The sequence below is a fragment of the Rhodococcus sp. 06-470-2 genome, from assembly GCF_002258235.1.
In the GTDB taxonomy this organism is placed as follows: Bacteria; Actinomycetota; Actinomycetes; order Mycobacteriales; family Mycobacteriaceae; genus Rhodococcoides.
In genome coordinates this window covers 614,446-640,262 of the sequence record NZ_NOYB01000032.1, presented here as the reverse complement: position 1 = coordinate 640,262, position 25,817 = coordinate 614,446, and the positions used below count along the sequence as shown (strand labels likewise).

At 65.1% G+C, this 25,817-nt stretch carries 22 protein-coding genes and 1 pseudogene; 15 read left to right on the top strand and 8 right to left on the bottom strand.

The genetic code is table 11. The annotated features are described in order from the left end of the window. The first annotated feature begins 475 nt into the window (after nucleotides 1-475). The 5 genes from CH276_RS18620 to nrdF all read left to right on the top strand — a co-directional run bounded on the left by CH276_RS18620 (nucleotide 476) and on the right by nrdF (nucleotide 5,986). Nucleotides 476-709 (top strand): redoxin NrdH, encoded by a 234-nt coding sequence (locus CH276_RS18620; RefSeq protein WP_032398330.1) that lies wholly within the window; start codon nucleotides 476-478, stop codon nucleotides 707-709. A 24-nt stretch (nucleotides 710-733) separates the two neighbouring features. Continuing rightward, nucleotides 734-1,195 (top strand): class Ib ribonucleoside-diphosphate reductase assembly flavoprotein NrdI, encoded by a 462-nt coding sequence (gene nrdI / locus CH276_RS18615; RefSeq protein WP_032397722.1) that lies wholly within the window; start codon nucleotides 734-736, stop codon nucleotides 1,193-1,195. Between the two features lie 36 nt (nucleotides 1,196-1,231). Next, a complete protein-coding gene (gene nrdE, locus CH276_RS18610; protein ID WP_045195681.1) occupies nucleotides 1,232-3,397 on the top strand; it encodes a class 1b ribonucleoside-diphosphate reductase subunit alpha in 2,166 nt (721 codons plus the stop codon). 67 nt (nucleotides 3,398-3,464) lie between these two features. Continuing rightward, the gene (locus CH276_RS18605; RefSeq protein ID WP_094631815.1) at nucleotides 3,465-4,859 is read left to right on the top strand and encodes a DUF2252 domain-containing protein; all 1,395 of its coding nucleotides are present in this window, start codon (nucleotides 3,465-3,467) and stop codon (nucleotides 4,857-4,859) included. 161 nt (nucleotides 4,860-5,020) lie between these two features. Further along, entirely contained in the window at nucleotides 5,021-5,986 is a 966-nt protein-coding gene (gene nrdF / locus CH276_RS18600; RefSeq protein ID WP_094631814.1) for a class 1b ribonucleoside-diphosphate reductase subunit beta, read from the top strand. A 24-nt stretch (nucleotides 5,987-6,010) separates the two neighbouring features. Here nrdF and CH276_RS18595 read toward each other — a convergent pair whose 3' ends face one another. From CH276_RS18595 to CH276_RS18580, 4 genes are all read right to left on the bottom strand, one after another. Beyond that, on the bottom strand, nucleotides 6,011-6,208 hold the full coding sequence (locus CH276_RS18595; RefSeq protein WP_032397724.1) for a hypothetical protein: 198 nt from the start codon (nucleotides 6,206-6,208) through the stop codon (nucleotides 6,011-6,013). Between the two features lie 3 nt (nucleotides 6,209-6,211). Beyond that, the gene (locus tag CH276_RS18590; RefSeq protein WP_176459314.1) at nucleotides 6,212-7,129 is read right to left on the bottom strand and encodes an SPFH domain-containing protein; all 918 of its coding nucleotides are present in this window, start codon (nucleotides 7,127-7,129) and stop codon (nucleotides 6,212-6,214) included. 99 nt (nucleotides 7,130-7,228) lie between these two features. Beyond that, nucleotides 7,229-7,702, bottom strand: coding sequence for an NUDIX hydrolase (locus CH276_RS18585; protein WP_032397726.1), 474 nt, complete (start codon nucleotides 7,700-7,702; stop codon nucleotides 7,229-7,231). 4 nt (nucleotides 7,703-7,706) lie between these two features. Further along, nucleotides 7,707-8,747 carry an ABC transporter substrate-binding protein gene (locus CH276_RS18580; protein WP_094631854.1) on the bottom strand — a complete coding sequence of 347 codons (1,041 nt, stop codon included), beginning with the start codon at nucleotides 8,745-8,747 and terminating at the stop codon, nucleotides 7,707-7,709. Nucleotides 8,748-9,094: 347 nt separating this feature from the next. On the opposite strand from CH276_RS18580, the gene ctaD reads away from it, so the two are divergent. From ctaD to yczE, 4 genes and pseudogenes are all read left to right on the top strand, one after another. Beyond that, on the top strand, nucleotides 9,095-10,885 hold the full coding sequence (ctaD, locus tag CH276_RS18575) for an aa3-type cytochrome oxidase subunit I (RefSeq protein WP_032397727.1): 1,791 nt from the start codon (nucleotides 9,095-9,097) through the stop codon (nucleotides 10,883-10,885). A 144-nt stretch (nucleotides 10,886-11,029) separates the two neighbouring features. Next, nucleotides 11,030-12,256 (top strand): phosphoserine phosphatase SerB, encoded by a 1,227-nt coding sequence (gene serB, locus CH276_RS18570; RefSeq protein ID WP_032398333.1) that lies wholly within the window; start codon nucleotides 11,030-11,032, stop codon nucleotides 12,254-12,256. A gap of 26 nt (nucleotides 12,257-12,282) precedes the next feature. Next, the gene (locus CH276_RS18565; RefSeq protein ID WP_094631853.1) at nucleotides 12,283-13,077 is read left to right on the top strand and encodes a peptidyl-tRNA hydrolase; all 795 of its coding nucleotides are present in this window, start codon (nucleotides 12,283-12,285) and stop codon (nucleotides 13,075-13,077) included. A gap of 29 nt (nucleotides 13,078-13,106) precedes the next feature. Beyond that, nucleotides 13,107-13,724, top strand: a pseudogene (gene yczE / locus CH276_RS29035) (membrane protein YczE); the annotation flags it as partial. An 11-nt stretch (nucleotides 13,725-13,735) separates the two neighbouring features. On the opposite strand, the gene glgX reads toward yczE, so the two are convergent. Further along, complete coding sequence (gene glgX / locus CH276_RS18555; protein ID WP_094631813.1) at nucleotides 13,736-15,901, bottom strand: glycogen debranching protein GlgX; 2,166 nt, start codon at nucleotides 15,899-15,901, stop codon at nucleotides 13,736-13,738. Between the two features lie 31 nt (nucleotides 15,902-15,932). Here glgX and CH276_RS18550 point away from each other — a divergent pair, with 31 nt between their 5' ends. From CH276_RS18550 to CH276_RS18530, 5 genes are all read left to right on the top strand, one after another. Then, on the top strand, nucleotides 15,933-16,775 hold the full coding sequence (locus CH276_RS18550; protein WP_032398336.1) for an ABC transporter ATP-binding protein: 843 nt from the start codon (nucleotides 15,933-15,935) through the stop codon (nucleotides 16,773-16,775). A 64-nt stretch (nucleotides 16,776-16,839) separates the two neighbouring features. Next, a complete protein-coding gene (locus tag CH276_RS18545) occupies nucleotides 16,840-17,670 on the top strand; it encodes an NUDIX hydrolase (RefSeq protein WP_032397729.1) in 831 nt (276 codons plus the stop codon). A gap of 11 nt (nucleotides 17,671-17,681) precedes the next feature. Next, the gene (locus tag CH276_RS18540) at nucleotides 17,682-18,461 is read left to right on the top strand and encodes an enoyl-CoA hydratase/isomerase family protein (protein WP_045195673.1); all 780 of its coding nucleotides are present in this window, start codon (nucleotides 17,682-17,684) and stop codon (nucleotides 18,459-18,461) included. A gap of 58 nt (nucleotides 18,462-18,519) precedes the next feature. Next, nucleotides 18,520-19,578 carry a class I SAM-dependent methyltransferase gene (locus CH276_RS18535; RefSeq protein ID WP_032397731.1) on the top strand — a complete coding sequence of 353 codons (1,059 nt, stop codon included), beginning with the start codon at nucleotides 18,520-18,522 and terminating at the stop codon, nucleotides 19,576-19,578. 39 nt (nucleotides 19,579-19,617) lie between these two features. Beyond that, on the top strand, nucleotides 19,618-20,790 hold the full coding sequence (locus CH276_RS18530; protein WP_094631812.1) for a THUMP-like domain-containing protein: 1,173 nt from the start codon (nucleotides 19,618-19,620) through the stop codon (nucleotides 20,788-20,790). Here the strand turns inward: CH276_RS18530 and CH276_RS18525 are convergent. Then, the gene (locus tag CH276_RS18525; protein WP_094631811.1) at nucleotides 20,778-22,100 is read right to left on the bottom strand and encodes an outer membrane protein assembly factor BamB family protein; all 1,323 of its coding nucleotides are present in this window, start codon (nucleotides 22,098-22,100) and stop codon (nucleotides 20,778-20,780) included. The genes CH276_RS18530 and CH276_RS18525 overlap by 13 nt on opposite strands. Before the next feature lie 149 nt (nucleotides 22,101-22,249). On the opposite strand from CH276_RS18525, the gene CH276_RS18520 reads away from it, so the two are divergent. Further along, nucleotides 22,250-23,011 carry an acyltransferase gene (locus CH276_RS18520; RefSeq protein WP_032397734.1) on the top strand — a complete coding sequence of 254 codons (762 nt, stop codon included), beginning with the start codon at nucleotides 22,250-22,252 and terminating at the stop codon, nucleotides 23,009-23,011. Nucleotides 23,012-23,022: 11 nt separating this feature from the next. Here the strand turns inward: CH276_RS18520 and CH276_RS18515 are convergent, their stop codons facing one another. Next, nucleotides 23,023-24,270, bottom strand: coding sequence for a glycosyltransferase family 4 protein (locus CH276_RS18515; RefSeq protein ID WP_032397735.1), 1,248 nt, complete (start codon nucleotides 24,268-24,270; stop codon nucleotides 23,023-23,025). Then, on the bottom strand, nucleotides 24,267-25,799 hold the full coding sequence (locus tag CH276_RS18510) for a 1,4-alpha-glucan branching protein domain-containing protein (RefSeq protein WP_094631852.1): 1,533 nt from the start codon (nucleotides 25,797-25,799) through the stop codon (nucleotides 24,267-24,269). Before CH276_RS18510 ends, CH276_RS18515 begins: the two co-directional genes overlap by 4 nt. Between the last annotated feature and the right edge of the window lie 18 nt (nucleotides 25,800-25,817).

Below are 25,817 nucleotides of genomic sequence, written 5' to 3'. Positions count from 1 at the left end.
CACGCAAAACGCTCGGCTGGAAAACTCCAGCCGAGCGTTTACGTGATCTACTGACAGGCATCTGACCATCAGGTGTTGCGAGGACCCCTAGAATCCGCCCATCCGGGGGTCCTTCGTCGTGTCCGGGAGTGTCGGCGGTCGTCGGCACATGTCATGGTTCGGGCCGACTTTCGTTGTGATGGACAACACGTTGCCGGTGTGACGTGCGACACGCCGATATGGGTCGATTCTCGTGGCTCGACAACGCCGTGACCAGCGAATACCACGGATGTTGTTCGCAACATCTCGTGTTCTAGGCAGATGTCGGACACTAGGTGTAGTGTTTGACCGACCGAGAGGCCACAACTCGAAGAACGTGCACAAACGGGTTCGAGCAGGTCGAAGTCGCCCTGAGCGGGAGATGTTCTCGGTGCCACACGCAGAGCACATCGGTCGCGTCGGTGCACCCGATGGCGACAACGGAAAGAGGGACACCATGAGCATCACCGTTTACACCAAGCCCGCCTGCGTTCAGTGCAATGCCACCTACCGCGCCCTCGACAAAGCCGGTATCGAGTACTCCGTGATCGACATCTCGCAGGATCCCGAAGCACGTGACTACGTCATGGCACTCGGTTACCTGCAGGCTCCGGTTGTCGTCGCGGGCGACGATCACTGGTCCGGCTTCCGTCCGGATCGCATCAAGACCCTCGCAGCGAACGCTGCTTGAACAGTACGAGAGAGTGAGTGAGCGGTGAGTTCGCAACCGCAGTCCTCCCACTCACTGGTCTACTTCTCCAGCGCGTCCGAGAACACCCATCGCTTCGTCTCGAAGCTGGACATTCCCGCGACACGAATCCCTCTGCGTGATCCGAACGGCACCTTTCGTGTCGACTCTCCCTACGTACTCATCGTGCCGACGTACGGGGGAGGGACCACGTACGCCGGCCGCGACACCAACTACGTCCCCAAGCGAGTGATCAAGTTTCTCAACGACGAGCACAACCGTTCGTTGATCCGAGCTGTCATCGCTGCCGGAAACACGAACTTCGGTGACTCGTTCTGCTTTGCGGGAGATGTCATTTCGCAGAAGTGCGCAGTTCCGTATCTGTACCGATTCGAATTGATGGGCACCCCCGAGGACGTAGTGCGGGTCCGCGAGGGGCTGGAGGACTTCTGGGAACGTGAAGTCCGACGCGCCGCCCACACGCACTAGAGCATCACACCCCACATACCCAGTAGGAGCATCGCCGTGGCACCGACCATCACCGACGCAGCACCCGTACCCACCACCGTCCGCGGCGACGGCGACATGGATTACCACGCGCTCAACGCGATGCTCAATCTGTACGGCCCCAACGGTGAGATCCAGTTCGAGAAGGATCGCGAGGCTGCCAATCAGTACTTCCTGCAGCACGTCAATCAGAACACCGTGTTCTTCCACGATCTGGACGAGAAGCTGGACTACCTCGTCGAGGAGAACTACTACGAGCCCGAGGTTCTGGATCAGTACTCTCGCGAGTTCGTCAAGTTCCTGATCAACCACGCGTACTCGAAGAAGTTTCGGTTCCCCACGTTCCTCGGGGCGTTCAAGTACTACACCTCGTACACGCTCAAGACGTTCGACGGCAAGCGTTACCTCGAGCGTTTCGAGGACCGGGTGTGCATGGTGGCGTTGACGCTGGCCGCCGGCGACGAGGCTCTGGCCACCGATCTGGTCGACGAAATCATCGCCGGTCGCTTCCAGCCCGCGACGCCGACCTTCCTCAACTCCGGCAAGAAGCAGCGCGGCGAGCCCGTGTCCTGCTTCCTGCTGCGCATCGAGGACAACATGGAGTCCATCGGCCGCTCCATCAACTCCGCCCTGCAGCTGTCCAAGCGCGGCGGCGGAGTTGCGTTGCTGCTGAGCAATATTCGCGAGGCCGGCGCGCCCATCAAGCGCATCGAGAACCAGTCTTCGGGTGTCATCCCGATCATGAAGCTGCTCGAGGACTCGTTCTCGTACGCCAACCAGCTCGGTGCACGTCAGGGCGCAGGCGCGGTGTACCTGCACGCACACCATCCCGACGTCTACAAGTTCCTGGACACCAAGCGTGAGAATGCGGACGAGAAGATCCGCATCAAGACGCTCTCGCTCGGAATCGTCATCCCGGACATCACGTTCGAGCTGGCGAAGAAGAACGAGGACATGTACCTGTTCTCGCCGTACGACGTCGAGCGCATCTACGGTGTGCCCTTCGCCGACATCAACGTGTCGGAGAAGTACTACGAGATGGTCGACGACAAGCGGATCCGCAAGACCAAGATCAAGTCTCGCGAGTTCTTCCAGACTCTGGCCGAGCTGCAGTTCGAGTCCGGCTACCCGTACATCATGTACGAGGACACCGTCAATCGTGCGAACCCGGTCAAGGGCAAGATCACTCACTCCAACCTGTGCTCGGAGATCCTGCAGGTCTCGACGCCGTCGACGTTCAACGACGATCTCTCGTACAGCCATGTGGGCAAGGACATCTCGTGCAACCTGGGTTCGCTGAACATCGCCAAGACGATGGACTCGCCCGACTTCGGTAAGACCATCGCCGTGGCCATTCGCGGCCTCACCGCGGTGTCCGATCAGACGCACATCTTCTCCGTGCCGTCGATCGAGCAGGGCAACAACGATTCCCACGCGATCGGCCTCGGGCAGATGAATCTGCACGGCTACCTGGCGCGCGAGCGGATTCACTACGGCTCGACCGAGGGAATCGATTTCACGAACATCTACTTCTACACCGTGCTGTTCCACGCGCTTCAGGCGTCGAATCAGCTGGCGAAGGATCGCGGTCAGTACTTCAAGGGTTTCCCCGAGTCCAAGTACGCGTCGGGTGAATTCTTCGACAAGTACACCGACCAGGTCTGGGAGCCGGCCACGCCCAAGGTCGCGAAGTTGTTCGCCGACTCGGGTGTATCGGTTCCCACCCAGGCGGATTGGACGACGTTGAAGGCGTCCGTGCAGGAGCACGGCATCTACAACCAGAACCTGCAGGCCGTCCCGCCGACCGGCTCGATCTCGTACATCAACAACTCCACCTCGTCGATTCACCCGGTGGCGTCGAAGATCGAGATTCGCAAGGAAGGCAAGATCGGTCGCGTCTACTACCCGGCTCCGTATCTCGACAACGACAACCTGGATTTCTATCAGGATGCCTACGAGATCGGATACGAGAAGATCATCGACACCTACGCTGCCGCAACGCAACACGTCGATCAGGGTCTGTCGTTGACGCTGTTCTTCAAGGACACCGCCACCACTCGCGACATCAACCGTGCGCAGATCTACGCATGGCGCAAGGGCATCAAGACGCTGTACTACATTCGTTTGCGCCAGTTGGCCCTCGAGGGCACCGAGGTGGAGGGTTGCGTGTCCTGCATGCTGTAGCCGACCCGGTCGGTCGAGCTGTGGCCGATACCGCGATCTTGCGGCGCGTTGCGGAGCATAATCAGGCATGGACACCGAGGCGGACGACGAGGTCGAATCCGATATCGATGTGAGAATTGCTCGGAAGGATGCACGTCCTTCCGAGCAATTTCTGCGTGGCCGACACGCCCGTCGGCGCGTACCCCGCAGCGGGTTGGCCGAATGGGATCCGGTCTCGCGTGGTCACGATGCGCTCGACACGGTGCTCGCGCAGAACATCATTCGGGTGCCGGAGCTGCTGCCGATCCGCTACGCGAGAATGTCCGCATCGCCGTGGACCTACTTCCGCGGTGCCGCGGCCGTGATGGCAGCCGACCTCGCGTCGACTCCGCACACCGGCGTCGAGGTCCAGCTGTGTGGCGATGCCCACGTGTTGAATTTCGGATTGTGGGCCACTCCCGAACGGAACCTGTACTTCGACCTCCGCGACTTCGACGAAACGCTGCCCGGCCCGTTCGAGTGGGACCTCAAACGGCTGGCGACCTCTCTCGTGGTTCTCGGGCGGGAGAACGGGGTCGATGCGCGACGCTCCGATCGGGCGGTGTCGGCGATGACGGCTGCGTACAGCCGAAAGATGAGGACATACGCGAGCACGCCGGAGATCGACATCTGGTACGACCGCATCGACGTCGCCGGTCTGCTCGGTCACTTCTCGTCGGGCATCGCTCGACACGCAGAGAAACTCATCGAAACGAAAGCCGAGCGTCGTACCAGCCGTGGGGCGTCCCGCAAGTTCACCGAGACGAGGGACGGTCGTCGAAGGATTCGCGAGGACGCACCTTTTCGCACTCACGTCGGTGATTCCCAGATCGAGCTGGTGCAGGCGGTGATCGCCGGTTACAGCGAGTCGGTCGACGACCACATCTGGAGTCTGCTGACCAGGTTCCGGGTTCTCGACGTCGTGCGGCAGGTGGTCGGCGTCGGGAGCGTCGGAATGCGGGTGTATCTGGCGCTGCTCGAAGAACGTCGAACGAAGGATCCGTTCTTCCTGCAGATCAAGCAGGCAGGGCCGTCGGTGTTCGAGCAGTTTCTCGAACCGAGCCGGTACGACAATCACGGTGCCCGCGTGGTCAACGGGCAGCGAATGCTGCAGAGCGCGACCGACATGTTCGTGGGATGGACGGCAGTGGGGACCATGAACTTCTACGTTCGGCAGTTCCGTGACATGAAGGTCATTCCCGACGGCGAGATCATCGGGCCGTACCTCACCGAATTCGCCACCGCATGCGGTGAAGTTCTCGCGCGAGCGCATGCCCGCAGTGGTGACGCGGAGGCGATCGCCGACTACCTCGGCCGCGGAGACAACGTCGGTCGGGCGATGGTGAGGTTCGCCCATGCCTACGCCGATCAGAACGAGCGTGATCATGCGCAGTTGGTCGCTGCCGTCGAGGCCGGAACCGTCCCGTGCTCGGTGGGGTGGTGACCGACCGAAGCAGCCGTAGAGGTCATCCCTGCGGGCAACACTCCCGGCACACTTTGTAGTGCCTACCGGACTTGTCGGACACAACGGGTAGTGTTCGTATCAGCGGCTTTTCACGTAGCTCCGTCCCCGTCTCTCGCTCATCGACCTGTAGGTAGGCACCCATGGTAAAGCTCATCGATCGCGTCTCCGCGATCAACTGGAATCGGGTCCAGGACGACAAGGACTCCGAAGTGTGGGAGCGCCTCACCAGTAATTTCTGGCTGCCCGAGAAGGTGCCGGTGTCCAACGACATCCCGTCGTGGGCAACGTTGACCGCCGTCGAGAAGCAGTTGACGATGCGTGTGTTCACCGGGTTGACACTGCTCGACACCATCCAGGGCACCGTCGGCGCTGTCAGCCTCATCCCGGACGCCATCACTCCCCACGAGGAAGCGGTGTACACCAACATCGCGTTCATGGAGTCGGTGCACGCCAAGAGCTACAGCTCCATCTTCTCCACCCTCAGCTCCACCCGCGACATCGACGATGCATTCCGCTGGTCCGAGGAGAACGTCAACCTCCAGCGCAAAGCCGAGATCGTCCTGGACTTCTACCACGGTGACGATCCGCTCAAGCGCAAGGTGGCGTCGACGCTGCTGGAGTCGTTCCTGTTCTACTCCGGCTTCTACCTGCCGATGTACTGGTCCTCGCGGGCCAAGCTCACCAACACTGCGGACCTGATCCGTCTGATCATCCGCGACGAGGCCGTGCACGGGTACTACATCGGCTACAAGTACCAGAAGGGTCTAGAGAAGGTCAGCGAGGCGCAGCGCGAGGAACTCAAGAGCTACACGTTCGAGTTGCTGTTCGAGTTGTACGACAACGAGGTCGAGTACACCCAGGACCTCTACGACGAGATCGGCCTGACCGAGGACGTCAAGAAGTTCCTGCGGTACAACGCCAACAAGGCACTGAACAATCTCGGCTACGAGGGCCTGTTCCCCAAGGACGAGACGGACGTCAACCCGGCGATCCTGTCGGCGCTCTCACCCAACGCCGACGAGAACCACGACTTCTTCTCCGGCTCGGGTTCCTCGTACGTCATCGGCAAGGCCGTCAACACCGAAGACGAGGACTGGGACTTCTAGAGATTCGTTCGCGAGTCGGGCCGCTCACTCTTTCGGTGGGCGTCCCGGCGCGCGAATGTCCTGTGCATCCTTCGGCATTCGGCCCTGCTCGCTCAATGCTCGACGCAGTAGGAACTCGATCTGAGCGTTGGTGCTCCGGAGATCGTCGGAGGCCCAACGGGCGAGGGCGTCGTGCACCGTTGGGTCCAACCGCAGCAGAATCTTCTTACGTTCGACGGCCATGGCTCACTGATACAGCGATCCGGTGTTGACGACAGGTTGCGTGTCGCGGTCGCTGCACAGCACCACGAGCAGATTCGACACCATCGTGGCCTTGCGCTCCTCGTCGAGCTCGACGACGTGCTTCTCCTCCAGCTTCCCGAGCGCCATCTCCACCATTCCGACGGCACCTTCGACGATCTGCTGACGGGCCGCGATGACCGCCCCGGCCTGCTGACGTCGCAACATGGCCTGGGCGATCTCCGGGGCATAGGCCAGCCGGTTGATTCGTGTTTCGATCACCTCGACACCGGCCGAACGCACTCGTGCGTGCACCTCCTCCGACATGGCAGCGGTGATCTCGTCGGCGTTCTCCCGCAACGACATTCGTCCTTCGGCGTCGTACGGATAGCTGCCGGCGATGTGGCGGACGGCAGACTCGGTCTGGACGGCGACGAACTCCTCGTAATCGTCGACCTGGAACGATGCCAGTGCGGTGTCGGCAACCTGCCAGACGACGATGGCGGAGATCTCGATCGGATTGCCGTCGGCGTCGTTGACCTTCGATTGGCCGGTCTCGTGGTTGCGGATTCGCGTCGAGATGGCCCGGCGGTAGGTCAACGGATTGGTCCAACGCAGCCCCGGCGTCCGCAGGGTGCCGCTGTACGAACTCCCGAGAAGCTGAAGAACCCGAGCCTGATTCGGCTGCACCAGCGTCAGGCCCACGAGTGCGGGCAAGGAGAGGACGAACAGGACGACTCCGGTCACGACCAGTGCGACGACGGTGAACACGAGTCCGAGCGCGAACGCGGCGATTCCGCCGAGGAACAGCGCGAGACCGATGCCGAGCATCGACCAGCCGGGCAGATCCCAGCCCGGGCGCTCGGCGATGGTTGTGGTCGGGGTACCCGTCGGCTTCTCGGCGACGGTTGCAGGTGCGGACATGAGAACCTCCCTCTCGATGATGATACTAAAGTGATATCACATTAAGCATCGACGAGCACGGAAATCTTGGGAACCGCTCACTGTCGTTCGGCGGGGGAGTCAGCGCCGGAACCACGCCGACGGCTCATCGGCGATGGCCTTCTCGATTCGCAATCGCGAAGTGGCCGTGAGGTTTTCCGGGAGCGCGTCGAGTGCGAACCAGGCGACGTCGAGATTTTCGTCGTCGGCCACGTGAGGAATGCCGCCGGTGTACCGAGCAAGAAACGTGATGTCGAGATACTGCGCGACGTCGCCGTTGGGGTACGTGATCGGCTCCGTCACGTCGACACTCGTCAGTCGCACGATCGTGGCGTCGACGCCGGTCTCCTCCCCGATCTCACGCAGGGCGGCCGGAGCAGGTTCCTCGCCGGGCTCGAGGATTCCGGAGACCACGGCCCAGGTGTTGTTGTCCGCGCGCAGAGTCAGCAGCACACGCCGGTCGTCGTCGAGGACGACCGCGCTGACACCGGACAACCACAGCGGCGACGTGCCGACGACGCTGCGCAGCGCCTGCACGAATTCGGGAATGGGCATCGCGTCAGGAGACGTAGGCGTTCAGCGACGCGGACAGATCGTCCAGAATGGCCCGAGCCGCGACGACCCCACTGCCGGACCACACCGTGTCGTTCACCGCGAACACACGACCGTCGGTGACCGAGCCCAGATCGTGCCACGCGTCGCTGTCCATTACCTCGCGGCCGAACGTCTCGCCGTCGGGGCCTGCGAATCGCACGTAGACGATGTCTCCCTCCACCGGCGAGAGATCGTTCGCCTCGACCGAGAAATCGGCGTCGCGCTGGCTCTGCGGTCGCGCGACCCCCACTTCGGCGAGCACCTGGCCGGCAAAGGAGTTCGGACCGTCCACTTCGATGGAGTCCGCGTCGAATCGAACGACGGACGCCTGGGTCTGGGTGGCGTCGATCTCGCGACCGACCCGCTCGGCATCCGCGGTGAACGACGCGAGTGCCTCGAATCCTGCCTGACCGCGACCGAGCGCAGCCGCGGACTGCAGGAACGTGTCCTTCCACCCCTGTCCGGTCGCCGTGAAGACGGTCGGGGCGATGGCCGTCAGGTCGTCGTAGGTGTTCGATCCGAGAGAATCTGCACCCAGGATCAGGTCGGGATCGAGGGCGGCGATGGCATCGATGTCGGGTGCACCCACCGGGCCGACGGACGGGACGGACGCCAATCCGGTGCCCAGATACAGCGGTTGATCGCCGTCACCGCGGAAATCGGGGTCGATCGTGGCCGCTCCGACGACCCGCTCCCAGATTCCGACCGCGCAGCTCGCGTCGAGGCCGGCGGCGTCGAGCACGACGATGCGCTGCGGGTCGGCCGGAATGGCGCTGATCCCCTCGGCATGTCCTACGGGTCGGGTGTCACCCTCGATTCCGGTCGGGTCGAGAGGTGCGAGCGCGGGGCACAGTCCCACGGTGTCCCGATTGTTCCCGACCACTCCGGCACCGGCGATGTTCGTGGTTGTGCGGATGATGGTGGATGCGTCGTCCTGCGCTTCGGAATCGGAGCAGCCGACCAGCGCCATGGCGGCGGCAAGGCACACGGCGGCGACGGCGCCCATCCTGCGCGGTGCACACGAACGGGGGAGTCGTGGGTGGAGTGGCAACGCGGGACTTCCTTCGACGGGTCGGGTGGTCTCACACAGTATCGGAAGGCGGCCGTCGCAGAACACTCGAACGGACGCCGTCGAGCGTCCGGAAACGGCGACGATCGAAGCGTTGTCGAATGCGTCCGAAAGGCCGACAGCGCAGGCAGATCGCGCGATGTGGGCGTGCTCGATCGGGGCCAATACGACACACGGTAGGACCGGTTCGGCAAGTGTCGGTCCGACGGTCTACGATTCGAGGAGCGCACGACTAGATGACGTCGCCTCGTGGTTCGAGGTCCGACGCGCAATCAGGAGGATCTGTGACTGCCCTAGCGCCTAGGCCCGCACCCGCGGTGGATGCTGCTCGGCCGTTCCCGCCGCGGACGGGACCGAAGGGGTCGTTCCTGCACAAAGCGGTGACGACCACCGATCCCAAGGTGTTGGGAATCATGTACATCGCGACATCGTTCGCGTTCTTCCTGATCGGTGGACTCATGGCGCTGCTGATGCGCGCCGAGTTGGCCATTCCGGGAATGCAGTTCCTGTCCAACGAGCAGTACAACCAGCTCTTCACCATGCACGGCACCATCATGCTGTTGCTGTACGCGACGCCGATCGTCTTCGGATTCGCCAACTACATCCTTCCGCTGCAGATCGGCGCTCCCGACGTCGCGTTCCCGCGGTTGAACGCGTTCTCGTACTGGCTCTACCTGTTCGGTGCGTTGATCGCCACGGCCGGATTCATCACCCCCGGTGGTGCTGCCGACTTCGGGTGGACCGCGTACACCCCGCTCACCTCGGCTCTGCACTCGCCCGGCGTCGGTGCGGACCTGTGGATCATGGGCCTGGCCGTCGGCGGTCTCGGCACCATCCTCGGTGGCGTCAACATGATCACCACCGTGATCTGCCTGCGTGCTCCCGGCATGACGATGTTCCGCATGCCGATCTTCACCTGGAACATCCTGGTGACGTCCATCCTGATCCTGCTGGCATTCCCCCTGCTGACGGCTGCGTTGCTCGGGCTGGCGGCCGACCGACATCTGGGGGCGCATCTGTTCGACCCGGCGACCGGCGGAGTGCTGTTGTGGCAGCACCTGTTCTGGTTCTTCGGTCACCCCGAGGTGTACATCATCGCGCTGCCGTTCTTCGGAATCGTCTCCGAGGTGTTCCCCGTCTTCTCGCGTAAGCCGATCTTCGGCTACTCGGGTCTGATCTACGCGACTATCGCCATCGCCGCCCTCTCCATCGCGGTGTGGGCGCACCACATGTACGCCACGGGCGCGGTGTTGCTGCCGTTCTTCTCCTTCATGACGTTCCTGATCGCGGTGCCGACGGGTGTGAAGATCTTCAACTGGGTCGGCACGATGTGGCGAGGCCAGGTGACACTGGAAACGCCGATGCTGTTCTCGATCGGGTTCCTGATCACCTTCGTCTTCGGCGGACTCACTGGTGTTCTGCTGGCGTCGCCGCCCATCGACTTCCAGGTCACCGACACGTACTTCGTGGTCGCCCACTTCCACTACGTGGTGTTCGGCACCGTGGTGTTCGCAACGTACGCCGGCATCTACTTCTGGTTCCCGAAGATGACGGGCCGGATGATGGACGAGGCGCTGGGCAAGTGGCACTTCTGGCTGACGTTCTTCGGATTCCACGCCACGTTCCTGGTGCAGCACTGGCTCGGAAACGAGGGCATGCCGCGTCGCTACGCCGATTACCTGCCCTCGGACGGGTTCACCGAGTTGAACGTCATCTCCACGATCGGTGCCTTCATCCTGGGTGCCTCGACACTGCCGTTCGTGTGGAACGTGTTCAAGTCCTACCGATACGGCGAGGTCGTCACGGTCGACGATCCGTGGGGCTACGGAAACTCGTTGGAGTGGGCCACCTCGTGCCCGCCGCCGCGACACAACTTCACCGAACTGCCTCGGATCCGTTCCGAGCGTCCGGCGTTCGAGTTGCACTACCCGCACATGGTCGAACGGATGCGCGCGGAAGCGCACGTCGGGCCGGGAGCGCACGGTGGTAAGACCACCGCCGTCCTCGAACAGGCCCGCCGGGCTCCGATCGCCACCAGCGATCACGAAGGATCCGGAGACCCGGACCCCAAGTAGTCCACAGCACAGCGAGAGCCCCTCCCGGCTACCGGGTGGGGCTCTTCGCTTGCGACAATCTCGTGGCGTGTTCGGGCTTGCTCGTCCACCACGGGTGACACGAAGACCTATCCGGCCGCTGGCCGTGTGCGAAAGGGAGATCCGGTGACTTCGAGCGACACCGCAGTGCTGGTGACGGTGACGGGACCCGACAAGCCGGGCGTCACATCGGTGCTGTTCGCAGCACTGTCACGGCACAACGTCAGCCTGCTCGACGTCGAGCAGGTGGTCATTCGCGGCAGGCTGACTCTGGGCGTTCTCCTGTCCTGCCCCCGCGACCCCGAAGCGCTCCAGGAGGAGCTGGAGGACGCGATGGCGACGGTCGGCGTGCACGTCGATGTCGAGATCGACACCGCGCGGGGCGGCGGGCAGAGCCTGGCCACCCACGTCGTCGTCGTTCTGGGCCGACCCGTGACCGCTCGTGCCTTCAGCACCATCTCCCGTGAGCTCGCCCGCCAGGGCGCGAACATCGACGCCATTCGCGGAATCGCCGATTATCCCGTCACGGGCCTCGAACTTCAGGTGACCGCAACCGACACCTCGCCGGATGCCGATGTGCAACTGCGTGCCGGCCTCGCGGGAATCGCAGCCGGCATCGGCGTCGACATCGCCGTGCAGCGCGGCGGGATCGCACGACGATCCAAGCGACTGATCGTGTTCGACGTCGACTCGACGCTCGTCCAGGGTGAGGTCATCGAAATGTTGGCTGCCCGTGCCGGGCGAGAGGACGAAGTTCGTGCGGTCACCGAAGCTGCCATGCGCGGTGAGATCGACTTCGCGGAGTCGCTCGAACAGCGAGTTGCCGCGTTGGCAGGGCTGGACGAATCCGTCATCGACGAAGTGGGCGAGAGCCTGGAGCTGACGGCGGGGGCCAGGACCACCATCCGTACCCTCCGTCGTCTCGGATTCGCCTGCGGCGTCGTATCCGGAGGATTCCGCCAGGTCATCGAGGGACTCGCACACGAACTCGAACTCGACTACGTCAAGGCCAACACCCTCGAGATCGTCGACGGCAAGCTCACCGGCCGGGTGATCGGAGAAGTGGTCGATCGTGCTGCGAAGGCGACGGCACTGCGCGAGTTCGCGGCACAGTCGGGAGTGCCGATGGAGCAGACCGTCGCCGTCGGCGACGGAGCGAACGACATCGACATGCTGACGGCCGCGGGCCTCGGGGTCGCCTTCAACGCCAAGCCGGCGTTGCGAGAGATCGCCGACACGGCCATCTCGCATCCGTATCTGGACGCGGTTCTGTTCATACTCGGTGTCACCCGCAACGAGATCGAAGCTGCGGACGCGGTCGACGGGGGAGTCCGCCGCGTCCCGATCCCATGACCGGCGATCCCATGACCGGCGATGACATGACCGACGGTCCGGTGACCGATGCCGCACCGGACGACCTGGGCGGCACCGAGGCGGCGGCCGAGGAATTCTCACCGGACAACACGTTCGCCTCGCGCCACGCCGAACTCGCTCGTGGATACGGCGGAGCCGAGGACCCGGCCGATCCGTCACAGGTGCTGGCCATGCCGTTGGTGCTGCACATCCCCAAATCCGATCCGCCCCGGCGTAGCGAGTTGCTCGAGGCGGCTGCCAGAGCAACCGTGTCGCTGTGCCTGGACCCACGGGTGGGCGTCGGCGCGTCGTGGAACGAGGCCTTCACCGAATGGACGTCGGCTCGGATCCGAAAAGTCGCTCGACGGGCACGCGGTGCACACTGGCTGGCAGCGCAGGACGTTCCGGGTGTGACGGTCGACGTCGGGGGAGCGTCGGCACGTGCCTTCGTGCCGGGTCGGGTCGGAGATCTGGACCCGCGGATCAAGCGGCTGCAGATCGGTGGGACCGACGTGGCGGCCGAGGACGAGCCTGCGGTCTCGGCGGGCCCTGTGCTGTGGATCGACGCTTCCCTGTCCATGACGCTGGGCAAGGCGGCCGCTCAGGTGGGACACGCGTCGATGTTGCTCGCGGGTGCCATGGGCACCGAGGAATGCCGCGAGTGGGCCGCGGCCGGCTACGCATGTTCGGTCCGATCCGCGAACCCGGACCAATGGACGCGTGCACTGGGCGAGGTTCGCGGCGGGCGCGCCGTCGCAGTGCGGGATGCCGGCTTCACCGAAGTGGCACCCGGTTCGACGACGGTGATCGCCGTTCTCTAGAGCTGGGGTCCACTGTCGTATAACTGGCTATGCCGAACATATCCAGTAGCCCCGAGACTGGAGGCATGTTCACCTCACCACGTCGTGTCGTCGCCGGTCGCCGGCTTCCCTCTCGGTTGGCTGCCCTCTACGTGGGGCTGTGGCTGTACGGGGCGTCGATGTCGTCGATGATCGCGGGTGGACTGGGCGTCAACCCGTGGGACGTCTTCCACCAGGGTCTCGAACGTCACCTGTCGCTGAGTTTCGGAACCATCACCGCGATCACCGGAGTGGCCGTACTGCTGATGTGGATCCCGCTGCGGCAACGTCCAGGTTTGGGTACCGTGAGCAACGTCGTGGTGATCGCCGTTGCCGTGGACGCGACGTCCGCGGTGTTGCCGCATCTCGACGGACTCCCGATCAGGACCGTTGCCATGGTGTCGGGCATCGTGCTCAACGCGTTCGCAACCGCGCTGTACATCGGTGCCGGGATGGGCCCGGGGCCACGAGACGGACTGATGACCGGTCTGGTGGCCAGGACCGGATGGTCGATTCGCCTGACCCGCACCGGAATCGAGCTGACGGTGGTACTCACCGGTTGGTTGCTAGGCGGGACGCTCGGCGTCGGGACGGTTCTCTATGCGCTCGGCGTCGGTCCGCTCGTGCAACTGTTCATGACTCACCTGCCTGCGCTACGCAATACCAGGACAGTCGATCCGGTCACCGATATCGTCGAACCCGGTTCCAGCGCAGTGGTATCCGCGGGCACCCCGTCCGCGCACGAGGAATCGAGGACCGGAACGAACCGCGACGACGACCAACTCGGGCACGCCAGAGTGATCTCGGCGGGGCCACCGGAATGGAGCACGAGGAGCGAGCTCGCGTCGTCGACCTGCCCACCGTCGGAGGCGTAGGAGCGGACGTCGGAACCGTCCACCCAGGCCTGTATGGTGCGCACCGAGTCGTCGTTCCATCGGTCCGTGTCGAATTCGATTCCGGCGGAATCGAACCAGACCAGATCGGGTCGGCCGGTCGGTGTCGCGCGGCCGGTGAAGAACTCCTGCTGACGAAGGGTCGGCGCGCTCGCTCGGACGCGGAGCAGTCGACCCACGAAGCGAATCATGTTCTGATCCGCGCCGTCCCAGTCGATGGCCCAGCTGTCTGCCGCCGGAGCGTTCTCGGCAATGCAGTACGCATTGTTGTTGCCTCCCTGGGTGTGTCCCAGTTCGTCGCCGGCGAGCAGCATCGGCGTACCGGTGGAGAGCGTCAGGGTTGCCAGTAGCGCCCGAACATGGCGTCCCCGGGCCTCGACGACCGACGGGTCCTCGCTCGGACCCTCGATGCCGTGGTTGACCGACGAGTTGTTGTCGGTGCCGTCCCTGTTTTCTTCGCCGTTGGCCTCGTTGTGCTTCCGCTCGTACGACACCAGATCTCGGGCGGTGAACCCGTCGTGCGCGGTGACGAAGTTGATCGACGCCCACGGCAGGCGTCCGTTGCCTGCGAAGAGGTCTTCCGAACCGGCCAGGCGCGAGGCCAATTCGCGGACGCCGTGCTGGCCCGCCCAGAAGCGTCGCACCGTGTCGCGGTAGCGATCGTTCCATTCCGACCACGCCACTCCGAAGTTGCCGACCTGATAGCCGGCACCGGTGGCGTCCCACGGCTCGGCGATCAATTTGACCCGAGCCAGTACCGGGTCGGTGGCAACGGCCGTCAACAACGGTGCGCGAGAATCGAATCGCCAACCACCGGGTCGACCGAGGGTGCTGGCCAGGTCGAATCGGAACCCGTCCACACCCATGTCCTCGACCCAGTACCGAAGGCTGTCGCACACCATCCGCACCACTGCAGGCGAAGCGGAATCGAGAGTGTTGCCGCAGCCGGTCAGATCGACGTCCGATCCACGTCCGTCCAGCAGGTAGTAGCCGGGCGCATCGAGCCCACGCCAACTGATCGAGGGGCCGTCGACCGCGGATTCGCACGTGTGGTTGTAGACCACGTCGAGGATCACCTCGATTCCGGCAGCGTGCAGCGCGTCGACCATGGTGCGAAACTCGTCCACCTCGGCACCGGGAACAGCGGCGAAGCGCGGATCCGGGGCGAAGTACGCACCCGTCGAGTACCCCCAGTGGTTTCGCATACCCCGGGCGCGGACGCCCGGTTCGGTGAATGTGGTGTGTACGGGCAACAATTCGACCGACGTGATGCCGATGCGAGCGAGGTGTTCGAGTACCGCCGGCTCGGCGAGCCCGAGGTACGTACCGCGAAGATGCTCGGGCACAGCGGGATTGCGGGCCGTGAACGAGCCCACGTGCAGCTCGTAGAGAACGGTTCGGTCCCAGGGCACATCGGGGCGCGCGGGCCGGCCCACGCGATCTGCGGCCGCGCGGACGACGCCGAGCGGGAGGTGTCCGAGCGAGTCTCGAGAACTGGGTGCCCCGAACGGATCGTCCTCGTAGGCGAGCAGTGCCGATGGGTCGCCGAAGGTTCCGGACACCTGGCGTGCTGCGGGATCGAGCAGAATCTTCGCGCCGTTGAACCGTCGTCCGGAGTGCGGATCCCACCTCCCGTGGGCGCGGAACCCGTATCGGTCACCGGGCCGCACTCCCGGCACGAAGGCATGTCGAACTCCGAACGTGCGGGTGGTCAGTTCCACCCGTCGTTCACCGCCGTCCGGATCGACCAGACACACCTCGACTCCATCGGCCTCGGGCGCATGGACTGCAAATTGAGTGCCAGTCGACAGTGCAGTGGCACCCAGCGGGAACGGTGATCCGGGTGGGTTCGCGCCGGATTCCCGGTCCGAGGTCCGGCGGGAAGTGCGGGGTAGATCGTCATTGGGCGACACGCGTGCACATCCTGCCGTGAATGCGCGGTCGATGTGCGAGAAGATAGGCGTCGTGTCTGAACCGGATCCCGACCTGCTCGTAGATTTCACCGACGTAGTCGTCCGCCGGGGCGGTGCGACCCTGGTGGGACCCGTCACCTGGAAGGTGGAACTGGACGAACGGTGGGTCGTGCTCGGCCCCAACGGTGCCGGAAAGACGTCTCTGCTGCGTATCGCTGCCGCCGAGATCCATCCCACGTCCGGTGTCGCCCACGTTCTCGGAGAGGTCATGGGCAGGGTCGACGTGTCCGAACTCCGACCGCGGATCGGCTTGTCCTCCTCCTCGCTGGCGCAGCGCATTCCGGCCGACGAACTCGTGTCCGATCTGGTCGTGTCCGCCGGCTACTCGGTACTGGGGCGCTGGCGAGAGAAATACGACGCGGTCGACACCGAGCGCGCAGTCGAGATGCTCGAGAGCCTCGGTGCCGAACATCTCGCCACCCGCACCTACGGCACGTTGTCCGAAGGCGAACGAAAGCGTGTTCTCATCGCCCGTGCCCTGATGACCGATCCCGAACTGCTCTTGCTGGACGAGCCGGCGGCGGGCCTCGACCTCGGCGGACGCGAGGAACTGGTGGCACGCCTGACCGACCTCGCAGCCGATCCCGATGCCCCCGCCACCGTGCTGATCACCCACCACGTGGAAGAGATTCCGCCGGGATTCAGTCACGCGTTGTTGCTCAAGGAAGGCGGGGTGGTGGCACAGGGACTGGTCGACGACGTCATCACCGCAGAGAACCTGACCGAGGCGTTCAGCCAGTCGATCACGCTCGATCGCGTCGACGGTCGGTTCTTCGCGCGGCGAACCCGCGCTGCCGGCGCGCACCGCCGATAGCACGCACCGCCGATAGCGCGGACCGAGCGACGGCGTTGCGCAGCGCAGCGGTACGTTGCCTTTCATGAGTTCGACTGGTGCTGCCGATCACGTGCAGGCGCGGGATGCCTCGACCGTCATCTTGATTCGTGACGGTCTGTCACGGCCGGGCATCGAGGTGTTCCTGCTCGAACGCGTCGGCGGCATGGCGTTCGCGGGAGGGATGACGGTGTTTCCCGGTGGCGGCGTCGACCCTGCGGACGCGGCAGCGGACGTCCGCTGGGCAGGTCCGCCGCCGTCGTGGTGGGCCGAGCGCTTCGCAACCGACGAGGGCAGGGCGCAGGCCCTGGTGTGTGCTGCAGCGCGTGAGACGTTCGAGGAGTGCGGGGTGCTGTTGGCCGGCTCCACGCCGGAGTCGATCGTCGCCGATACCGCGCCGTTCGCTGCGGAGCGCGGTCGGCTGGAGCGCCGCGAGATCTCGTTCGCCGAATTTCTCACCGCCCACGACCTCGTCCTGCGAGCGGATCTGCTCCGGCCCTGGTCGCACTGGATCACTCCGGTCGGTGAAGCGCGACGGTACGACACCCGATTCTTCGTCGCCGTGCTGCCCGAGGGCCAGAATGCGGACGGCGAAACCAGCGAGGCGGCGTCGGTCAGCTGGCGCTCGACCGGTGATGCCTTGGCGGATTGGCGCTCCGGAAACACCATCCTGCTTCCGCCGACCTGGAGCCAGTTGGATGCGCTGTCCCGGTTCGACACGGTCGCGGAGGTCGTTGCGCACGAACGCGAGGTAACCCCGGTCCTGCCGGTACTGACCCGAGACGACGGCACCGTACGAGTGCTCTTCGACGGCGACGAGGACTACTACGCCGGAACGCGACATCCCTGGTCCGATCGCCGGGACGAGGCCCGGTAGCCTTTCGGCCCATGGCTGAGTTCGTGAATCTCGAGGTATCGGACGGTATCGGCACCATCCGCCTGGATCGCCCACCGATGAACGCATTGAACCGGCAGATGCAGGAGGAGATTCGCGCGGCGGCGCGTGAGGCCACCGTGAATTCCGAGGTCAAGGCCGTCGTCGTGTACGGCGGCGAGAAGGTGTTCGCGGCCGGTGCCGACATCAAGGAGATGGTGTCGTTGTCCGCGGCCGAGATGGCTGCCATCGCCGAGGATCTGCAGTCCGCTCTCGGCTCGCTGAGCACCGTTCCCAAGCCCGTCGTTGCCGCGGTGACCGGATACGCACTCGGTGGTGGGCTCGAGGTCGCGCTGGGAGCAGATCGTCGGATCGCGGGCGACAACGCGAAATTCGGTGTCCCCGAGGTGCTGCTCGGCGTCATCCCCGGCGGCGGCGGCACCCAACGGCTGGCCCGGTTGATCGGCCCGAGCCGTGCCAAGGACATGGTCTTCACCGGCCGCTTCGTCGGTGCCGAGGAAGCGCTGCGCATCGGCTTGGTGGACGAGGTGGTGGCGCCGGACGAGGTGTACAACGCCGCCCGCACCTGGGCCATGCAGTTCACCACGGGTGCATCGCGAGCGCTCGCAGCGGCCAAAGCGTCGATCGACCAGGGGCTCGACGTCGATCTCACCACCGGTCTGCGAATCGAGGCCCAGCAGTTCGCGGCCCTGTTCGCCACCGAGGATCGCACCGTCGGCATGACGTCGTTCGTGGCCGACGGCCCTGGAAAAGCGACCTTCACCGGGCGGTGAAGCACCGGCCCGGCCGGAGAAGAGTTGTTCCACAGCTACCGGATAGTAGGCTCGCCTGATGACTGCAAGCCCCCACGACGGTGTCGATCGCTCGCTCTCGAACTCGACGTCCCTGGCCTCGGCCGAGTCCGATGACCGCCAGGTCGATCCCGCCCCGAATCCGCACGCCACTGCCGAGCAGGTCGAGGCTGCACGCTCGGACACCAAACTGGCGCAGGTGCTCTATCACGATTGGGAAGCCGAGACCTACGACGACAAGTGGTCGATTTCCTACGACGAGCGATGCATCGACTATGCACGCGGCAGGTTCGATCAGGCCGTCTCCGGTGACGCCTCCGCACAGTCCGACGTGCCGTACGGCCGCGCGCTCGAACTGGGTTGCGGTACCGGATTCTTCCTGCTCAACCTGATGCAGGCCGGGATAGCAGAGAAGGGCTCGGTCACCGACCTCTCGCCCGGCATGGTCAAGGTCGCACTTCGCAACGCCGAGCACCTCGGCCTGGACGTCGACGGCCGCGTCGCCGACGCGGAGACGATTCCGTACGACGACAACACCTTCGATCTCGTCGTCGGGCACGCCGTCCTCCACCACATCCCGGACGTCGAACAGTCCCTGCGTGAGGTGTTGCGGGTGCTCAAGCCGGGCGGTCGCTTCGTCTTCGCGGGCGAACCCACCACCGTCGGCAATTTCTACGCACGCTGGCTCGGACGCATCACGTGGGAGGCGACCACTCGCGCAACCAAGCTCCCGTTCCTGGCGAGCTGGCGCAAGCCACAGGAGGAGCTCGACGAGTCCTCGCGAGCAGCGGCACTCGAAGCCGTCGTCGACCTGCACACGTTCGATCCGACCGATCTCGAGCACATCGCGCTCTCGGCCGGTGCGGAGTCCGTGCAGGCCAACACCGAGGAGTTCGCCGCCGCTCTCCTCGGCTGGCCGGTGCGGACCTTCGAGGCCGCAGTACCCGCGGGCAAGCTGGGGTGGAACTGGGCCAAGTTCGCCTTCGGTGGTTGGAAGACACTGAGCTGGGTCGACGAGAACGTGCTGCAACACGTGGTGCCGCGCGGGCTGTTCTACAACGTGATGATCACCGGCACCAAGCCTGCACCTCGCGATTGACAGGCAGTCACGCCGCAGGGGTCGATGGCGGGGCCTGCCGTGGGATATGACTTCACCGATGCCGACCTCGATTTCATGCACAGCGAGGTCGGCATCGAGGCACTCGACGCTGCGGACTGCCTCGAATTCGGTACGAGAACAGCGGTGCGAGACATCTCCTCGATCCGGGAGCGATTCCCCGCCCACGCGGGTGCCCTGATCGAAACCGTGACCGTCCGCCGCAAGGCGCGGGTGAAACTACTCGACTCCGACCGATGGTGGGTCACCGACGAGGCGGTGCAGCAGGCAACGCCGACGCTCGTCGCACGCAGGCGGGCCGCTCGACTCGCCGGACGACGGGTGCACGATGTCACGTGTTCGATCGGCAGCGAACTGTCGGTCCTGATCGGCACCGCGGAGTTGGCGGTGGGCAGCGATCTGGACCCGATTCGGCTTCGGATGGCCGCACACAACGTCCCGGACGCCACCGTACTGCGCGCCGACGCACTGACCCCGACGACGCGTGACACCGTCGTCGTCGCCGATCCCGGCCGCCGAGCGGGTGGGCGGCGACGCCACGACCCGGCGGCGTTGCAACCACCGCTACCGGACCTGCTCGACGCCTATCGAGGCCGAGACCTGGTCGTCAAATGTGCGCCCGGTCTGGATTTCGACTCTGTCGACTGGGCGGGTGAGGTGGAGGTGGTCTCGCTGGACGGGGGAGTGCGAGAAGCGTGCCTCTGGTCGGAAGGGTTGAGCGAGAACGGTGTTCGGCGTCGTGCTGCGGTCCTTCGGTCCGACGGCGGTGTGTTCGAGATCACCGATTCGGAATCCGACGACATTCCGGTTCGGCCCCCAGGCAGCTACATCGTCGATCCCGACGGCGCGGTGGTCAGGGCCGGTTTGGTTCGGCACTACGGTGCCAGATTCGGTCTGTGGCAACTCGATCCGAGAATCGCGTATCTGACCGGCGACACTGTCCCGGCCGGGGTGCGCGGGTTTCGGATTCTGGAGCAGTCCAAGTTCTCGGAGAAGGTGCTTCGGCAACAACTGAATCGGATGGACTGCGGCTCGGTGGAAATTCTGGTCCGCGGAGTCGACGTGGATCCGGCGCTGCTGCGGCCCAAGCTCAAACTTCGGGGATCCGTGGCTCTGTCGGTGGTGATCGCCCGAGTCAATCGGTCCGCGGTGGCGTTCGTCTGCGCGCCAGGGGCTGTCGGTCAGCCCGTGTAGGTGAAGATCTCGCCGAGGTAGCTCGCGGTGACGACCTGGCCGTCCGGGCCGATCGACGTTCCGACGGTGGTGCCGACGACGTCGGGAACGGGCTGCACATCCACCGTCTCACCGGTGGCCGCGTCGAACGTGAGCAGCGCCAGTCCGTCGTCCTCACGCACGACGGTGTGGCCGCGTCCGTCGGCGGATTGAGCTGCCGTGCCTGCCTGTTCGACGTCGTCGCGGACCCAGACTCGCTCGGCCGAATCTCCGTTGTCGCGCAAGCCGACGAGAGTGCCGTCGCCGCCCGACGGCACGATCGTGCCGTCCGAGGCGATCGACGGAGCGGCACCGATACCGAGGCCGGTACCCTCGGTCCACTTCTGTCGCCCGTCGGCGGTGTCGAACGCGGTCAGCCTGCCGTCGACATCGGCCAGGTAGACCGTCGATCCGTCCTCAGACAGCACCGGACTGGACGCGACCCCGGCGGGCAGCAGGTCCGAGGACCAACGCTCGACGAGCCCTGGCGTGCCATCGCGTTCGTACTGCAGTGAAACGAGTTGCGGTGCAATCGAACCCGGACGCCACAGGGTCAGGTAGATCGACCCGGTCGCGGCGTCGACGGCGGGTGCGGCGGGTACCGGGCACTCGGATCCGCCCGAGCTGCACCGGTCGAGTCCGGTATCGACCGGCAGAAAATCCGAATTCGGGTCGGTCAGGAAGTTCGGTGTCGGAACGAGATCGAGAATCGGTACTCGAAGTTGCCCGTTCTGCGAATCCAGAACGCTGACCTGCCCCATCTGGGTGATCGAGAGCACGCTGCCGTCCCCAAGGAACTGCGCGGACTTGGGCACTCCGTACACCGGTGTGCGCCAACGTAGTTGGCCGTGGTCGTTGTACGAGTTCATGCCGCCGTCGTCGCCGATGTAGACGTTGATCGCCGAATCGACCGTCGGCGTTGCAGTGACGACGGACGGTCCGACGCGATTGCACCAGCGCTTACGGGCGGAGTCGATCTCGAACGAGAAGAGGTTGCAACCGGATTCGGTGGCGGCAGTGACGAACATCTGACCGGTCGATCCGATGGACACCGGGGAGGTCACCGTGCCGCCGGTGGGGCGCGTCCAGTCCAGGGACAGTGGGGTCGACACCGACACCCCGGTGGCGGCGCTGTTGTGGGAATTCGCGTGCGCTGCAGGCCACGAATCGGGAGAGAGCGGCTCTATCGCCGAGGTGTCGGTACCACAGCCGCTCACGGTCACCAGCGCCAGCGCTGCTGCGAAAGCGGTGACCTTTCTGCCGGTCCTACCGTTGGCCCTGACGCCGCGCATCGATCGCTCCCCATGACTCGAGTCCGTGCCCGACACGGTGCCGGGGCGTCTGTGTTCGTTCCGCCGACGAGCAACGGTCGACAGACAACCCTAGCCCGCGTGAGGGTGGCGGCAGAGAGCGGGCGAACGAGAAACTAGGCTGAACCACCATGACGAGTATGTGGAACGCGCCGCTGCGGACACGCTGGCGCGGGTCGAGACGACGCGACACCGACCAGGCGCGGTTCCTCACGCGTGCGTCCCTCGACTGGGTGCTCGCCAACAAGGCGTACACGCCGTGGTACCTGGTGCGCTACTACCGCCTCGCGAAGTTCAAGCTGGCCAATCCGCACGTGATCCTCAAGGGCATGGTGTTTCTCGGCAAGAACGTCGAGATCCACTCCACTCCCGAGCTCTCGCGCCTCGAGATCGGGCGCTGGGTGCACATCGGCGACGGCAATGCCATTCGCTGCCACGAGGGTTCGCTGCGGATCGGCGACAAGGTGGTGTTCGGCAAGGACAACGTCGTCAACACCTATCTCGACATCGAGATCGGCGCGTCGACGCTGGTGGCCGACTGGTGCTACATCTGCGATTTCGATCATCGGATGGACGATGTGAACATGCCGATCAAGGATCAGGGAATCGTCAAGGGACCGGTGAGAATCGGGCCGGACACGTGGATCGCGGCCAAGGTGACGATTCTGCGCGAGACCCGGATCGGTCGGGGCTGCGTGCTCGGAGCCCATGCCGTGGTCAAGGGTGAGATCCCGGATTACAGCATCGCGGTCGGTGCCCCGGCCAAGGTCGTCCGCAATCGCAAGGTCGCCTGGGAAGCCGGTGCCGCCGAACGCGCGAAATACATTGCCGCGCTGGAGGATATCGCTCGCAAGAAGGCGCTCGGACAGGCCGAGGCGGCGCGAGAGAACTGACCCTGCTGTTCTCAGGTACGGCCGGGCAGAGCGCGCTCGACGATGTGCGGTCGGGCCAACGGATGCCGAACTTTGCGTTTGGCTTCCAGATAGACCTGGGCGGTCGTCTCGGCGACGTGCTTCCAGTCGAAGTCGACGGTGAGGCGTTCGCGGGCGGCCACGGCCCTCTCCTGTGCGGCGTCCGCATTGTCGAGAACGCGCCGCACGGCAGCGGCCAGCCCGCCGACGTCGCCGGGCTCGAAGGACAGGCCGGTCACGCCGTCGACGATCGCTTCACCCAGACCGCCTGCCGTGGACGCGACCAGCGGGGTGCCCGCGGCCGCGGCCTCGAGCGCGATGATGCCGAAAGGTTCGTACCGACTGGGCAGGACGATGGCGTCGGCTCCGTGCAGCCAGCCGAGGAGTTCGGTGTGGTCGAGATTGCCCAGAAACGACACAGCGCGGGCAACCCGGTGCGTGCGCGCCAGCCCGGCCAACCAGGCGAACTGTGTTCCTTCGCCGGCGATGTGCAGGGTGGTACCCGGGTGGCTCCGTCGGATGCGGGGCAGAGCTGCGATGGCATCCTGGATGCCCTTCTCGTACTCGAGGCGGCCGACGTAGAGCAACTTGGCCGGCTCGGATCGAGGCTCTCGTCGCCGAAAGTGCCAGGTGGAGCGGTCGATTCCGTTGCGAATCACCTTCACCGACGACTCCGATACTCCGAACAGGGTGGTGACCTCGTCCTTCATCGATGTCGAGCAGGCGATCACCGCATCGGAATCGTTGGCGAGCCACCACTCGACGGAGTGCACCTGGCGGTTGACGCGACCGGATATCCACCCGCTGTGGCGTCCGGCCTCGGTGGCGTGGATGGTCGAGACGAGCGGTACGTCGTAGAACTCGGCGAGTGCGATCGCCGGGTGTGCGACGAGCCAGTCGTGGGCATGAACGACGTCGGGCTGCCAACCGTCGCCCAGACCGGGCTTTCCCAGCGCGACGCCGGCGCGAACCATGGCGTGCCCCATCGCGAGGGTCCATGCGAGCATGTCCTCCCCGAAGACGAAGTGGGCCGGGTCCTCGGCGACGGCGACGACGAGCACCCCGTCCTCGATGTGGTGAGACGTCGGGTGGGTGGCGGCGTCGGTTCCGGTGGGGCGACGCGACAGAACCACGACCTCGTGCCCGCATCGAACCAACTCGGTTGCCAGGTGGTGCACGTGCCGACCGAGTCCGCCGACCACAACGGGTGGGTACTCCCACGACACCATCAGGATTTTCATCGACGCCCCCCTGCACCTTCTCGCTCGCGGCCACCGTGTGCACCGGGCAGCCGGCGCGCATCCAACGCAGGAAACAGTCCGTCCGCGCGGTTCCATTGCCGAGCCAACTCGTCTGCACGGACGGGTGATCCAGCTGCGGCCGCGGCAGCGATCTCGCGCAGCGCATGTGCATGGACGTGCGCCCGTTCCCGCGCGTAGCCTGCGGCGGAATCCTTGCTGACCATGAATGCCCAGTCGCTGGCCACGGCCATCAGTGTCTCACGCAGTATCTGATCGTTGACGCGATTGCGTAGTTCGGGTCCACCGGCGCGACGCCGAGCGTCTCGGGCGGTATCGACGGCGTCGAGAGCGGCCCGGGACACCTCGGAATTGAGCGCGACCAGATCGGCTACGTCGTCGCCCGCCCACACGCGCCAGTCCTTGCCCGATCCCCACGACGAATCCTGCAGTTCGAGCGGTGCCCCGACGTAACCCTGCTCGCGGGCGTCGTTCAGCGTGCCGACGGTGATGCCTGCGGCGGGAAGCGCGCGCATGAGCTTGCCGAGCCACTGTGGGCCCTCGTGCCACCAGTGCCCGAACAGCTCGGTGTCGAATGCTGCGACGACCAGGGCGTCGCGTCCGATGCGCTCGGATTCGGAGATCAACCGCCTGCGCACCACATCGACGAAGTCGGCGACGTGACGGTCCACCGTCGCCGCGGCCCGTTCGGGGTCGTAGGGAGCCTTGTCGTTCGACGCGACCGAGCGGCCGGTGACCCGGGCCGGTTTGAGACCGGTGGCGTGATCGTAGGTGTGGAAATCCCGATAGGAACCGTGGCCGGGATAGCCGGACTTCGGTGACCACACGCGGTAGCTGACCGGGAGATCGCGTCCGAACGCGACGACGTCGGAGTCCCACACCGGCCTGCCGAGGGAGGTGTCTCCGCGCATTGCCGGACCGTCGACCATGAAGTGCGAGACCCCGGCCGCGGCGTACTCGGTTTCCATGCCCGGGGTGAATCCGCATTCGGGTGCCCAGATCCCTCGGGGCGTTGTGCCCCAGCGGGTGTGGGCGTCGAGCAGTCCTTCTCGGAGCGAGAAGGCGCGGAGTCGGGGATCGAGCAGCGGCTGGAACGGGTGCGCCAAGGGTCCACCCAGCAGTTCGACGGTTCCGGTGTCGATCAGCGGTCGAAGGACCGCGGACCCGCCGTGCCGCCACCGGGTCTCGAATCGATCGAGCGCGGCGGCAGAACCTCGGTGTTCCCGAACGGACAGGTCTCGGTCTGTCGCCTCGTGGGCTCTGAGCTGCCAGTTCCCGAGCCAGTGGTGCATTCCGGACAGGCAGTGTGGATCGTCGAGTTGAGCGGCCAATACCGGGGTGACCCCCAGCGAGAGCACGTTGCCGTGGCCGTCATCGGCCAGCCGCTCGAGCGCCTCGGTGATCGGTAGATAGCAGTCCGCCCAGGACTGGTACAGCCATTCCTCGCCGACGGGCCAGCGCCCGTGATTGGCCAGCCACGGCAGGTGGGAGTGCAGCACGAGGGAGAACATGCCCGGCACGGTGGCACC

Bases quoted from the DNA above. Each gene is read 5' to 3' on its own strand.
- CH276_RS18620 (WP_032398330.1), top strand. From the start codon at position 476: ATGAGCATCACCGTTTACACCAAGCCCGCCTGCGTTCAGTGCAATGCC.
- CH276_RS18605 (WP_094631815.1), top strand. From the start codon at position 3,465: ATGGACACCGAGGCGGACGACGAGGTCGAATCCGATATCGATGTGAGA.
- nrdF (WP_094631814.1), top strand. From the start codon at position 5,021: ATGGTAAAGCTCATCGATCGCGTCTCCGCGATCAACTGGAATCGGGTC.
- CH276_RS18595 (WP_032397724.1), bottom strand. From the start codon at position 6,208: ATGGCCGTCGAACGTAAGAAGATTCTGCTGCGGTTGGACCCAACGGTG.
- CH276_RS18590 (WP_176459314.1), bottom strand. From the start codon at position 7,129: ATGTCCGCACCTGCAACCGTCGCCGAGAAGCCGACGGGTACCCCGACC.
- CH276_RS18585 (WP_032397726.1), bottom strand. From the start codon at position 7,702: ATGCCCATTCCCGAATTCGTGCAGGCGCTGCGCAGCGTCGTCGGCACG.
- CH276_RS18580 (WP_094631854.1), bottom strand. From the start codon at position 8,747: ATGGGCGCCGTCGCCGCCGTGTGCCTTGCCGCCGCCATGGCGCTGGTC.
- CH276_RS18565 (WP_094631853.1), top strand. From the start codon at position 12,283: ATGACCGACGGTCCGGTGACCGATGCCGCACCGGACGACCTGGGCGGC.
- CH276_RS18550 (WP_032398336.1), top strand. From the start codon at position 15,933: ATGTGCGAGAAGATAGGCGTCGTGTCTGAACCGGATCCCGACCTGCTC.
- CH276_RS18545 (WP_032397729.1), top strand. From the start codon at position 16,840: ATGAGTTCGACTGGTGCTGCCGATCACGTGCAGGCGCGGGATGCCTCG.
- CH276_RS18540 (WP_045195673.1), top strand. From the start codon at position 17,682: ATGGCTGAGTTCGTGAATCTCGAGGTATCGGACGGTATCGGCACCATC.
- CH276_RS18535 (WP_032397731.1), top strand. From the start codon at position 18,520: ATGACTGCAAGCCCCCACGACGGTGTCGATCGCTCGCTCTCGAACTCG.
- CH276_RS18525 (WP_094631811.1), bottom strand. From the start codon at position 22,100: ATGCGCGGCGTCAGGGCCAACGGTAGGACCGGCAGAAAGGTCACCGCT.
- CH276_RS18520 (WP_032397734.1), top strand. From the start codon at position 22,250: ATGACGAGTATGTGGAACGCGCCGCTGCGGACACGCTGGCGCGGGTCG.
- CH276_RS18515 (WP_032397735.1), bottom strand. From the start codon at position 24,270: ATGAAAATCCTGATGGTGTCGTGGGAGTACCCACCCGTTGTGGTCGGC.
- CH276_RS18510 (WP_094631852.1), bottom strand. From the start codon at position 25,799: ATGTTCTCCCTCGTGCTGCACTCCCACCTGCCGTGGCTGGCCAATCAC.